Source organism: Desulfogranum japonicum DSM 18378, from assembly GCF_000429945.1.
GTDB lineage: Bacteria > Desulfobacterota > Desulfobulbia > Desulfobulbales > Desulfobulbaceae > Desulfogranum > Desulfogranum japonicum.
On record NZ_AUCV01000035.1, the window covers coordinates 1 to 12538 of the forward strand.

Consider the following 12538-nt stretch of genomic DNA (forward strand, 5'->3'; position numbering starts at 1 on the left):
AGCAAGGGTGGTATGTCATCACGAGATTTGAAATCAATTTTGACTTCAGCGATAGGAGTTTCACCTATTCTTAATTGAGGATGTTTTGTTTGTCTCATGCTATGATTCAGATTGAAGATTTTGGTACACAGCCTGCTTTTTGGCGCAGACAATCGAAATGAATTCCACACAAATTCCATATTTTCGGCATGTTAACGTAGTCCGTCGGCATTTGTCAAAATGAATATAGCTTGTAATACAAAAATCTTCGCCTACTCACATATGAGTTATTTGGCTGTATTTACTGTGTAAATTGGTTTTCGGTCAGGCACTACTTAAGAGTTCAAAAAGGCCAAGCTCAAAAGCGGCTTTAAAGGCTTGATGTGCTCTGAAGCCATTCAGGATATTTTCAAGTTGTGCTGCTTTTTTTGGCAGACTAAGGTTGTGAAGAAGTGGGTGAAGGGGCATCATAATAGGGTCTTCCTCTCTCTGTATAGAGTTAAAATATCATTGATATATCGGCTAAACGTATCAGCATCATTTTTTCACGTTGATGAATGCATTGTATTCAGTGTCACTCAATTCATAATCAAAGAATGTCTTAAAGAAATATTTGGTTTCCTTTTTCATATCAATGTCAACCATGAGCTTGGGGTAGAGTGTTTTTGTCAGCCAGAGAAAACCCAAGGGCGCTTCTGGCGACGGCCTGTTCCACCAGAAGGCCCCGATGGGAAATTCATAGACACGTTTATTTTTTACAGCTTTAATGTCAGTAAGTTGCGGGTTGTTCAGGATATCTTGCACTCTGTTCTTTTTGCCTCTGAGCCGACTGACGACAATGACATCAGGGTCCCATTGCAAGACTTTTTCCAGGGTAGTCTCACGCGCCTGGTCAAGTTCTTCCGCAACATTTACAGCCCCGGTCAGATTCAACAGGTCCTGGGTCCACCAGGTTCTTCCTTCAGTATGTAAAAAGTCAGACCCTGCATAGTAGACTCTGAGTCGTTTATCGGGATGGATTACCTGAACGCGTTTGTGTATCAGTGCAAGTTTTTCATCCCAATAGTCTACAAGAGCTTTGGCTCTGTCCTGTTTGCCGAGAATTTTTCCTGTCCGGAGAAATTCTTCTTTCATGACATCAATCCGCGCTTTGCCTATGAACATCGTGACCAGTGGGAACCTCATGTCCTCAATGTGTTTATTGCCCTTCCTGGATATGATGCCTGCAAAAACTACTTCAGGTTCAAGGGCGAAAATTTTTTCTATATTAATATTGTCGAAGGAGCCTGCATCAGGAATTGTAGCGAGTTGTGGCCGCATTTTTAAAAGTTGGGGGAATCGTTTCATGGAGGGTTGTCCGACGATTTTACCCTCAGCTCCAAGAACCACCATTTGGTGGGTAACGCCTCCGTAACAGGTGATTAGGATCTTATTTACCTTTCCTGGGACGCTTACCGACCTGTTGGCGGCATCCCGAACAGTAAGGGGACCAGATGCCAATGCAAATACAGGTACAAGAAAAAGCAATGCTGATACCAGGCATATGAAAATGTTTTGTTGGCTTGTCTTATGATACATAGGATACTCCGTGCTGCATGCGTGCATATGATGATAAGGGGACTTTAGCGGCTGGAACGCATACTTTGACTGCATTTTTGCTGTCTTTTATATATGCGGTCGCTATGTGGATTGGTATATCGTAGAGGTTGTTCAATACCGTCTCCGTAGCAGTATGTTCGGGAGTTCCTGAACCTATAATTTTTCCTTTTTTTATAAGAATAACCTTGGTGGCATATTGAAAAGCATGGTCAGGATAATGAGAGGCCATAATTACTCCGAGACCACCTTCAGCCAAGGCTTTGATCTGTTGCAGGACAAGGACCTGGTTCCCGAAGTCCAGGTTGTTGGTTGGTTCATCCATAATGAGAAATTTAGGATTCTGCGCCAGGGACCTGGCAATCAATATGAGTTGCCGTTGCCCACCACTCAGCTCCTGATACAATGCATCTTTCAAGTGAGAGATACAGAGCTTTTCCATAGCTTGTTCCGCCAGGTAAATGTCTTTTGCAGAAGGGGTTGCATATCGACGAAGATGCGCTGTCCTTCCCATGACAACCATGCTGATGGCTGTGAATTGAAAAGTAGGTATATGACTCTGCGGGATATAGCCGATGGTTTGCGCAATTTTGGTACGTGGCCACGAGGAAATATTTTGGCCGTTGCATAGAACTTGCCCTTTGGTCAGTGGGAGTAATCCAAGAATACTTTTGAATAATGTTGATTTCCCGCTACCGTTTGGGCCGAGAAGACACACAATTTCTCCACTTCCAAGGGAGAGAGACGCACCGTGTAATGCCTTTGTATTTCCATAACGGATCTGCGCCTCCTTGACTTCGAGGATCATCATCAGCCTCCTTTTTGACGGCAGAGAAGTAAAAGAAAAAATGGAGCCCCAATTATCGAGGTCAAGACTCCTAGAGGAATTTCAACAGAAGCCGCGCATCGTGCAATATCGTCGACCAATACCAGATACGATGCTCCGAGAAGAGCGGAAATAGGAAGTAGCGTGGGAAAATCCGGTCCTGCAAGCATTCTTGCGAGATGTGGAATAAGGAGCCCAACCCAGCCTACCATTCCGCTGATTGAAACCGAGGCGGATGTCACCAAGGTCGAACTCACAATGGCTACAAAACGGAGTTTCCCCGTCTCTACCCCAAGAGACTTGGCTTCGTCTTCACTGAGAGACATCACATTGATCTGCCATCTGGAAATGGACAACATGATCGTGCCAACCAGAATTGGAAACAAGACGATAAAGACATCGTGGGATGATGTCGTCGACAGGCTTCCCATAAGCCAGAAAGTAATGGTTGGCAGTTCATCATAAGGATCAGAGAGATATTTCAGTAATGAAGTGCCTGAAGAAAAAAGGGTCCCAACGATTATCCCCGTTAAAACAAGCGCTAATGCCCTGTCTTTTGGGATTTTTATACTAATTCCATAGGCGAGCATAACAGCCGCAAGCCCCAATGTGAAGGACATGACCTGAATTCCCACAATGCCAAAAGAAAGAAAAATAGCAAGAGCTGCCCCCGTGCCGGCACCTGAGGATGCGCCAAGGATATCCGGAGAGACTAGGGGGTTTTTAAACATGGCCTGGTAGGCTGTCCCTGCCATTGCTAGAGCTGATCCAACAAGTGACGCTCCGAGTATGCGAGGCATTCGGACCTTGAAAATGACGGTTTCCATAGAATTGGGCCAATCTTGTTGAATAGGGAAGATTTTTGCTGCGAATATTTTTACTACCTGGGTGATTGAAATGTCATAATTTCCAATGCAAAAGGAAGACGTAAAGATTACGAAAAAGATGCTCAAAAAAACAAAAAATACAAAATTTCCTGTAACCCCTTGAATCATCCATTGAGGGATATGGATATGTTGCATTTTTAAATCCATATCGTTCTTCCGGAAGGCCACTGTAAGATGCTGCTGAGATGATACATATAGATAACTGTAAAAAGATCGTTGTTCAAATTGCGAATAACGCTGGGCGATACCCACGTACTTCTTGGTAGATTACTTGTTGCAAAGCGTTATTCGTGAAAGGGATAACGAGAGGCAAAAAATAATCAGCGCATATACAAATTTTTTATGGCTGATTTTACTATTCAAAACTGACAATTTGATTCTCTTTATTGAAAAATATCGAAATTTGCAAGGCCAAATTTTTTAATTTGGCCAGTATGTGATGGGGGGTAAAGCCCAATGGAACAGGTATGCAAAACTTTACATAATCGTTCTATTAGACTTCCCCCCTGTTTCTGTTCAAATGTCCCCGCTACATCAATTAATTTCAGTTTAATTATTTGTCGCAATAAACGACCGTTTTTCGAGACATGTCAAATTTTATCGAAAAATGTATCAAAAACCCGTCTCGTTTATTTAATCCTAGATTTGTTCCATAAAATACGTTTAATGAGACAAGGAGGAAATTTTATGGGAACAGTCTTTGGATATGCTCGTGTGAGCACGAAAGATCAAAATTCTGATTCACAGGAAGAAGCTCTCAGACGAGCCGGTTGTGCACGGATATATAGAGACATTGCAAGTGGAGCTTTATCAGAACGGTCAGGTTTGAAACAGTGCCTCGATGATCTCTCAGAAGGTGATACTCTTATAGTGTGGAAGTTGGATCGTTTAGGACGATCCCTGCCACACCTTGTTCAAGTCGTGACTTTATTGGCAGAGAAAGGAGTTGGCTTCAAGTCCCTGACAGAGGGGGTAGTTGACACTACTAATCCTGCTTGTGAACTAATTTTTTCGATTTTTGCAGTATTGGCTCAATTTGAGCGAGGGTTGATTCTGGAAAGAACTCATGCTGGTCTTGCTGCAGCCAGAGAGAAAGGGAGAATTGGGGGCCGCCCATCTTTATCCAAATATGATCGAAAAGTTCAACTCTCTCATGAGATGACAGAAAAGGGGATGAAGATTAAAGATATTTGCCTAGCCTTGGGGATCAGCCGATCCACCTATTATCGATATTTGAAGCTGAACGAGCCAATTTAAAAAAGTTGGCACTTATCGCAGCTACCCGGTCACTGGGCCAAGCAGCATATTTTCCATAGATGCGGAGCAATCCTGAGGCCAGTAGCCATTAAATTTTTCCTTTGTTAAATCGCCGCAGACCAAAATTGCCAGCGGTGCAGTTCTCACCATGTTCACATAGGGATGTGCTGTTGCCATCTTCTCTTTTTGGCTCTCATCAGTTATGACGATAAACTGCCAAGGTTGTTGATTACCGGCACTTGGTGCCATCATTGCTGCAGCGAGTATTTTCTCAACAAGCTCATCAGGCACATCCTGGTTCTTGTATTTTCGGATACTCCTTCTTGTATGCAGTGCTTCAAAGATATCCATAACAGTCTCTATTCCCTCCAACGGAGCTAAATAGTACATGAAACCATCCAGGCTCGATGGCCTGTTTGATCATAAAAGTGATGCAATCAGCAGGTCACCCTGTGCTATCTGGTCATTTTTTGCCAACTGAAAAAGCATCTCCGGCAACGTTGCCCACACTGTAATATTTTCGATTATCAGGCGCAAATGCCAGTGGACTGAGCTTTTTCATATCCGGCTGCCCGTTTTCACCGAGGATCTGCTCCTCAGCTTTTACATCCACCACTTCACCGATAAACATGGTGTGCAGTCCGAGCTCAATGGTTTCTATCAGCTTGCATTCCACCACAAAAGGAATCTCTGCCGCATAAGGTGCGTCCACCAGATCGCTTTTAACAGCTGTCCAACCTACCTCGACAAATTTGTCTACTTTGCTTCCGGTGGCAATACCCATGTAATCTGCCTCTTTCACCTGTGAGTCAGATGGTACGCCTAAGGTAAAAGCCTTACGGGCAACGATGGCCCTGTGTGAGTAGGTTGCCGCCCGTAGTGAAACATTGACGCAGACCGGTTTAGAGCAACAGATCCCTCCCCAGGCTGCGCACATCAAATTCGCTTTATCGTGCTCATCGTAGGTGCCAACCAAAAGTACGGGGGTGGGATAAAGCAGAGTCTTTGACCCGAGTGAAATTTTCATCAATTCCTCCATTTTAAGTGATATGGGTATTTTCTGCCCTTTACAGGGTATAGCGTTCAAGCCAGTGTGCATAAGGTGCTGGCAGTACCCATGATGGCTTATTTACATCTAAAGTTTTAGCTGCATGGTAAGTCCAATGGGGATTTTCCAGATGTGCACGACCAATCATGACCAAATCGAGCTGCCCGTTGTGGATGGCTTCTTCAGCTAAATCCGGCCTTCCAAAGCCCCATGCTGAAGCGACAGGTAGTCCAGCTTCTTCGCGAACGCGTTTTGCGATGGGAGCCAAAAAGGCCGGTCCCCATGGAATGACGGCTTCAGGAGTTGTAAATCCCATGCTCACGCTCATGAAATCGAGTCCACCTTGTTTAAATTGCTTGCTTAAGTCTATGGCTTCTGCAAGGGTCTCTTCATCACGCCCATCAAATTCGAGCACCCCGAATCGCATAGTAAATGGTAATTTTTCCGGCCATACCTTTCGTACCGCAGCCATTGTTTCGAGCAAAAATCGACCACGTCTGTCTGCATCTCCACCGTAAGCGTCAGTTCGTTTATTGGAGTGAACACTGAAAAAACTTTGTGCCAGGTAACCATGGGCAAAATGTAACTCAAGCCACTCATACCCTGCGTCCAGTGCCCGTTTAGCTGCAGCAACAAAATCTCCTTTCACCCGCTCTATATCTTGGAGACTCATTTCTTTGGGGATTTTCGGCAGGTTCGTTCCAAAAGCGATTGAGGAGGGAGAAATCGTCTCCCAACCTCGCGGATCTTCCTCTGGAATATGATCATCCCCTTCCCATGGAATATTTGCACTTGCTTTACGTCCTGCATGAGCGATCTGGATTCCAGGGACAGCTCCAGCCTGTTTTATGGCTTTGGCAATACGGGCATGTTCAACAGCCTGTTTGACATTCCATAAACCAAGACAGGCAGGAGTAATTCGACCTTCAGGACTGATTGCAGTAGCCTCAACAATAACCAGTCCCGCTCCACCTCGTGCAAGCTCTGTGTAATGGGCGATATGCCAATCATTGGGCACACCGTCGTTGGCTGAATACTGGCACATGGGGGGAACCGCGATTCGATTTCGTAATTTTACACCCTTCAATGTATATGGCGTGAATAGTTGTGACATAATAGATACTCCAGATGACTGTAATTAGTCTTCGCCCGGCCCTGTTGAAAAATTCAAATATAATTTTCGACTTTAGTCCTCAGTAGACCGGTCAACTAATAATTCTAAAAAAAAGACTACACGGTTCGCAAAATAGTTACAAACAATGTGTCTACGAAGTTTCGTATCGGTTCCGGTGACTTATTAACCTTTGACCGTAAAATCGCTCCCTCCCAACCAGCAAGTATGAAATCCGCAACCACATCTGGTTCCAGAGTGACAGGAAACTCTCCGCGTTCTTGAGCTTCCTGCAGGCAGGAGCCAAAACGCTTTTTCCAGGAAGAAAAAATGGTTGCCAGTCTCTCACGAAAACGCTCGTTCTGATCGGCCAGTTCCTGGCCTAAATTGCCAATAAGGCATCCCTTTGTGAATTGTTTCTCACTCATATGAGCGAGACTATGCTCGAAATAATTACGAATACGCTCCAGTGGTGGAACTGTGTGATCATTAAAAAATGAATCCAGTTTTTCGTCATACTGTGCAGCAAAATTATCAATTACCGCCATCCCGAACTCTTCTTTGTTTCTAAAATAATGATAAAATGAGCCTTTGGGGACACCGGCCTGGCGCAGTACAGCTTCTATTCCAGTTGCATTAAAACCGTTCACAGATATAAGGTCGGTCCCTACAGCTATAATTTCAGATTTTTTATCACTTTTTTTCATGCGTATAAAATTAGACCGGTCGTCTCTTGTGTCAATGACAAATTATTGTATTTCATTTTCAAACCCACCTGATGTGGAAGGAGGCTTTCCTGCGGCTATGACTTTTTACATGTAATTTCAAGAAGTAAAACTAGTAAACCTACAATTTCAAAAAATTGCTCACTCCGTTGAGCTCCTGGAAGAAAAACAATATTGCCATATAATTTACTCACAATGACATCCCTGTTTCAGCCCACGTTCCTGCAGATATGTACGCAGTGTAACGCTAAGTTCAGCTGTTCGAATATTCCAGCGTGGAGCCACGAGAATGCGGGGATGGGCTGTGGCCCAGAGGCGGTGAATGGTAATGTGGGGGGGAATATGTGGAATGAGCGTACACAGGAGTTCCATGAAAGACTCCAGGGAATATACAGAAACTTTGCCCGCTTCATACAGGGGGTGAAGGGGGGTGTTACGGATGACCTGCAGGTGGTGCAGTTTCAGGGCAGAAACACCTGCGCCAACAGCCACATCAATACTGGCTCGCATGTGTTGTCTATCTTCCCCTGGGATTCCCAGGATAAGGTGGGCTCCAGAGGCAAGATGAGAAAATTGCCCGATCAGCTCAGTAGCCTGGAGAAAATCATCCAGGGTATGATTACGCTGGAGAAACTGTAACGACCGATCGTGGGCTGTTTGTAATCCCAGTTCCAACAGACATTGTTTCCCTTTACGGGCAACAAGATCATTCAACCGTTCAAGCAATGGTCTTCTGACATAATCAGGACGTGTGGAAATAATGAGGCCCAGGCAGTCGGGCTGCTGCAGCACCAAATCAGCATGTTGCATGAACAGGTCTGGTTTCAGAGCGGTAGGCGTTTCCTGTTGAAAATAGCCGTAAAAAAACCTGTGCCGTCCCTGCAGGTGCACGGTTCTGCCACGATGCAGCTGTTCTTCCAGGGACGTGGATTGCTCCAGGCTGGCCGGTGTGTAGCTCTCAGCTGAACAAAAAATACAGCCTCCAAGCCTGCGATTGGGGCACGGAACGCCTAAATCCAGGGGAATTTTTCCCACTGCGCAACCATGTAACTCCCGACAATGCTGGCTGAAGGTTCGAATGAGAGGAGAAGCAGAAGTCACAACCTTCTCCGACATACTTCCAGGCGGTTGTTCAACGTAGACAGAGCAACTGATTAAGGCTGATCGATAATTTCTACAATATCTTCTTCATTGGGGATAAGACAGAGAAAAACAAAAGGTTCACTGCCGTTGTTGGTATAACAATGGGGAACTCCTTTGGGGATCAACACCGCATCATCCTTACTAACCTGGAATTTTTCCTCTCCAACAACAACATCAGCGGTCCCACCGAGAATAAACTGTTCATGCTCCACGCTGTTGGTATGCATAGGCATGAAACCACCTGGAGCTATTGTGAAACAGCGCATTGCAAAATTTGGTGCTTCCTGGTCACTGAGCAGCACCTTACGGCTGACGCCCTCCCCTACCGGTACAGCATCGGTATCCACAGCCTCTAATTTTCGAACAATCATGCTCAATCCTTTAATTCCTTATAATATCTTTTCCCATCACAGGCCCGACAGATGGGTCTGCCATTGCGAATAATATCCCGGCAATCCTGGACCCAGTCACCACACTTAGAACACTGAACCCTTCGCGTTGGCCTGCCCGGCATATCGCAGGCCTCAAGATCTACAGCCACCTCCTGGAATGTAAACAACTCGTCCAAGGGCATGATACGATATGCCTCCAGCTGACGTTTGTATTTATCATCCATCTCCGGACAATAGCGTTCAGAAAGTTGCCTTGACTCCTCCCGGGCGGTAATGCGAACAGCCTTATTGGTTTCCAGGTTAACAAAAGTGGCAGCCATTATGCCAAAATCCATCCAGCGCAAAGAGCGTTTTCCCAGACTGCAACCGGTAACCGACTGAATAGCATCGGTGGCACAACGGTCTATTTCTACCAGAACATACAGCTTTTTTCTGTCTTTTCCTTTTGGGTCATCTATGCCGATACGCTCCAGCCCAGCCATGGCCATACGAACGCCAATAACCTGGCCGGCGCATATATGACCATGTATTCTGGTTGAAACTTCAAGAAGTTGCTCAAATGATTCCATGATCTCCCCTGGTTACCGAACCTCTGTGGTCTCTTTCCCTGCCCATAACTCACTCAACAGGATAAGATAGTAACCCTCAAGGGATACCCTGTCAATCCGCTGCTGCTCGCCGATCCTGAATTGCCAGAGGTAATGGTTGAGCGATGGCCTCAAAAAGCTCTTTGCAAAAACCACATTTCTCGCAATGCCCGTCACACATTGAAAGCATGTTGGCAAAATCAAATGATAACGAAGAATTATCTACAAAAAGCTTTTCTGTCAACCAGTTGGTGGAATCAAGCAGGTCTAACAAATTACCATCGTATTTGCGTTCCCGGTATGCCGTAATCACTCGTTTGAGAAACTGAGACCCCAATGTGCGACCACATAATTTGATGGTATCGATGTGGTAAAAATACAGATCAATATCTTCGGGACGAACAAAAGGTGAAAATAAAATTCGGTGTGGCTGCTCATCGAACAAACGAACACAACCAAGGTTACAATTGAGATCAAAGGTATTATCGCAGCCATGAATGTTGGCAAGTGCAATATACGAATCATGTGACAATTTAAACGGACAATAGGGAAGACACCCCTCATTAGCCAGCACTTCCACATGGATCTGCGGAAATTGGGTATGCAGATTCAGGGCTACTTTTGACAACCTGTCCAGGTCACGATTCAGAGATCTGTCCAGAATAATTTTGCTTGGACACTTAAATTTGGTTTCCCTGATGTAGGAAAGCTGAGCCTCGACTTTTTTAAACGAATCAAGCATGGTATTGACACCAGGCACAGCCTCCAGAGATGAGGCGATTTCCGGTGATTCATCTGAAAGTCGCTGCAACAGATAGTGATCACAGTATACGATGCCATCAATCTGACCGTGTTCGAGATACTCGGCAAGTGTCTCAAGTATTGGTCGCATATTCCCTGTATTGGTAAGCAGGGCCGGCATGTAAAAACGACTGTTCATCAAGGCATACTTACGCGGAGTTTTCAGTCTTTTTAACTGACTGATCATCGCTTCGGTATTTTCTTCTACGTGCAATTGGATGCGGCTATCCAGCTTCTGACTCTTCATGAGGCTGAAGTGCACACTATCAAGTTCCTCTTCACAATCTACCAGATAATCCACATAGGATTTCTCTACTAAAAATGGTACGTCGAATTGCGGTTTCATTGTTCTGCCATCTTTTTCCGAAAAATACTATTTACTTCAACGAAGTCAAGCATAGGTTCGGTTTCAATTTGTACTCCTGTCCCCGGATGCGCTAACGCAACCTCTTCCCCACCCTGTACATACATTTTTGTAACTCGCGCAGATACAGGTTCTATCCCACGACCAAGATATTCAATCTGATCACCACATTGAAGCCTGTTTCGGGTTTCAATGAATAGCGGTTCAGTGTTTCGTACGATGCCAACTGGCGCGTACTCTTGATCTACACGCATTGTAGCATAAAGCATATCAACAGATGAAGGGGGAGACGTAAAAAAATTTTCAGATCTTCCACGTGTGCCGATTTTCTCTAATTCTTTAAAGAACATATCAGGAATAATTATTTCACTGATAGGTGTTGTTAATATCTTAGCAGCGATATAATCCAATGCACATCGATATAAACGCACCACGCTGCCCACATACCCGACCGATTTCATCCTTCCTTCTATTTTCAGGGAGTCAGCCCCTATCTCCACCAGTTGAGGAAGCTTCCCTAAAAGACATAAGTCCTGGGAATTAAAAATATAAGTTCCCCTTTCGTCCTCTTCAACCGGAAAATATTCATTGGGTCGTTTTTCCTCAACCAGCTTATAGGAGTATCTACACGGATGTGCACAATCGCCCTTATTCGCATCCCGGCCGGTCATATAATTGCTCAGCATGCAGCGCCCTGAATAGGATATGCACAATGCCCCATGGATAAAAATTTCCAATTCAGCATCTGTAGCCTGCCTGATCTGCTGGATTTCTTCGTGCCCCAGTTCGCGTGCAAGGTTCAAACGCCGGACATGTTGTGATTTCCAGAAACGAGCACTGGCACTGTTGGTTACATTGGCTTGGGTGGATAAATGCAGCGGCATTTCCGGAACAACCTCACGGGCAATGCTCAAGACTCCAGGATCAGCGACAATAATGGCATCTACCCCGCAATTATGCAGTTCAAGCAGATAGTTATCCAGGCCTTCGAGATCACGATTGTGTGCAAAAATATTTACCGTTACATACACCTTCACGCCGCGTTGATGTGCATATTCAACAGCCTGGGCAATGGTTGGCATATCAAAGTTGGTTGCCCTGGCACGTAAGCTGAATTGCTTTCCTCCCAGGTAAACGGCGTCAGCTCCATAGTGGATGGCTGTTATCAGCTTGTCCATGCTTCCGGCAGGCGCAAGTAACTCTGGTTTTTTCGGTGTATTGTTCTGCATATGGTACACGTTGGAAGGGTTATATTTTATGGTATTTCAAACTGGATGGTGCAACGCATTTGGGTGAGGTGTTAGCTGCGGCGATAAATGCACGGTTAACTACTTTAAATGCTTTTTTTTCATTCTCCAATTGACCTGACCGGGAACTTATTCTACAGTTTTAATGATGTTGTTTACAGATGGTAGCAGTCTCTTCCAACCACATCATAATCAAGGAGAATGGTATGCTGAAGAAAAGCTATTCAAAAACAGGTAAAATTTGCCGGGTAACCTTTAAGTATGTTAATGAAGAAGGTGCTGAATCAGTTGCATTAGCCGGCGATTTCAATGCCTGGTCAACTGATTCAACGCCCATGAAAAAGCTCAAGGACAGCAGCTTTTCAGTCACACTTTCGCTGGATGCCGGATCTTCCTATGCGTTCCGATATGTTATTGATGGTCAAAGTTGGGTCAATGATGACATGGCTGACAGCTACAACCCCAATGAATTTGGAGAGAACAACAGCATAGTTACAGTCTAGACGCTCTACAGCAAAGACGAAACACCTCCGACGTGATTCCGGCTAAAGGTACGGGATTCAGGGTATCACCTA

The 12538-nt window shown here is 45.0% G+C and carries 15 protein-coding genes; 2 read left to right on the plus strand and 13 right to left on the minus strand.

The window, feature by feature from the left end:
* Positions 1 to 303 precede the first annotated feature (303 nt).
* The 4 genes from G493_RS33470 to G493_RS0115685 all read right to left on the minus strand — a co-directional run bounded on the left by G493_RS33470 (position 304) and on the right by G493_RS0115685 (position 3435).
* Complete coding sequence (locus G493_RS33470; protein ID WP_153306545.1) at positions 304 to 450, minus strand: hypothetical protein; 147 nt, start codon at positions 448 to 450, stop codon at positions 304 to 306.
* Positions 451 to 516: 66 nt separating this feature from the next.
* Positions 517 to 1557: an ABC transporter substrate-binding protein gene (locus G493_RS29595; protein ID WP_035274757.1), complete on the minus strand. Its 1041-nt coding sequence runs from the start codon at positions 1555 to 1557 to the stop codon at positions 517 to 519.
* Positions 1547 to 2386, minus strand: a complete 840-nt coding sequence (locus tag G493_RS29600) for an ABC transporter ATP-binding protein (RefSeq protein ID WP_205623698.1) — start codon at positions 2384 to 2386, stop codon at positions 1547 to 1549. The genes G493_RS29595 and G493_RS29600 overlap by 11 nt, the downstream gene beginning before the upstream one ends.
* Positions 2386 to 3435 carry a FecCD family ABC transporter permease gene (locus G493_RS0115685; RefSeq protein WP_028581155.1) on the minus strand — a complete coding sequence of 350 codons (1050 nt, stop codon included), beginning with the start codon at positions 3433 to 3435 and terminating at the stop codon, positions 2386 to 2388. Before G493_RS0115685 ends, G493_RS29600 begins: the two co-directional genes overlap by 1 nt.
* Before the next feature lie 540 nt (positions 3436 to 3975).
* On the opposite strand from G493_RS0115685, the gene G493_RS0115690 reads away from it, so the two are divergent.
* The gene (locus tag G493_RS0115690; protein ID WP_028581156.1) at positions 3976 to 4545 is read left to right on the plus strand and encodes a recombinase family protein; all 570 of its coding nucleotides are present in this window, start codon (positions 3976 to 3978) and stop codon (positions 4543 to 4545) included.
* 21 nt (positions 4546 to 4566) lie between these two features.
* Here the strand turns inward: G493_RS0115690 and G493_RS29605 are convergent, their stop codons facing one another.
* The 9 genes from G493_RS29605 to G493_RS0115735 form a co-directional block, all read right to left on the minus strand.
* Entirely contained in the window at positions 4567 to 4896 is a 330-nt protein-coding gene (locus G493_RS29605; RefSeq protein WP_051309357.1) for a nitroreductase family protein, read from the minus strand.
* Between the two features lie 112 nt (positions 4897 to 5008).
* The gene (locus tag G493_RS0115700) at positions 5009 to 5572 is read right to left on the minus strand and encodes a flavin reductase family protein (protein WP_028581157.1); all 564 of its coding nucleotides are present in this window, start codon (positions 5570 to 5572) and stop codon (positions 5009 to 5011) included.
* A 40-nt stretch (positions 5573 to 5612) separates the two neighbouring features.
* Positions 5613 to 6707 (minus strand): NADH:flavin oxidoreductase/NADH oxidase, encoded by a 1095-nt coding sequence (locus G493_RS0115705; protein ID WP_028581158.1) that lies wholly within the window; start codon positions 6705 to 6707, stop codon positions 5613 to 5615.
* A gap of 116 nt (positions 6708 to 6823) precedes the next feature.
* Positions 6824 to 7411: a TetR/AcrR family transcriptional regulator gene (locus G493_RS0115710; protein ID WP_028581159.1), complete on the minus strand. Its 588-nt coding sequence runs from the start codon at positions 7409 to 7411 to the stop codon at positions 6824 to 6826.
* 204 nt (positions 7412 to 7615) lie between these two features.
* Positions 7616 to 8530 (minus strand): TIGR01212 family radical SAM protein, encoded by a 915-nt coding sequence (locus tag G493_RS0115715; RefSeq protein ID WP_161629835.1) that lies wholly within the window; start codon positions 8528 to 8530, stop codon positions 7616 to 7618.
* Positions 8531 to 8583: 53 nt separating this feature from the next.
* A complete protein-coding gene (locus G493_RS0115720; RefSeq protein ID WP_028581161.1) occupies positions 8584 to 8943 on the minus strand; it encodes a cupin domain-containing protein in 360 nt (119 codons plus the stop codon).
* 2 nt (positions 8944 to 8945) lie between these two features.
* A complete protein-coding gene (locus G493_RS0115725; protein ID WP_035274760.1) occupies positions 8946 to 9533 on the minus strand; it encodes an FmdE family protein in 588 nt (195 codons plus the stop codon).
* A 91-nt stretch (positions 9534 to 9624) separates the two neighbouring features.
* Positions 9625 to 10698, minus strand: coding sequence for a hypothetical protein (locus G493_RS29610; protein ID WP_051309358.1), 1074 nt, complete (start codon positions 10696 to 10698; stop codon positions 9625 to 9627).
* Positions 10695 to 11945: a peptidase U32 family protein gene (locus G493_RS0115735; protein WP_035274763.1), complete on the minus strand. Its 1251-nt coding sequence runs from the start codon at positions 11943 to 11945 to the stop codon at positions 10695 to 10697. The genes G493_RS29610 and G493_RS0115735 overlap by 4 nt, the downstream gene beginning before the upstream one ends.
* Positions 11946 to 12169: 224 nt before the next feature.
* Here G493_RS0115735 and G493_RS0115740 point away from each other — a divergent pair, with 224 nt between their 5' ends.
* Positions 12170 to 12466: an isoamylase early set domain-containing protein gene (locus G493_RS0115740; protein WP_028581164.1), complete on the plus strand. Its 297-nt coding sequence runs from the start codon at positions 12170 to 12172 to the stop codon at positions 12464 to 12466.
* The last annotated feature ends 72 nt before the right edge of the window (positions 12467 to 12538 follow it).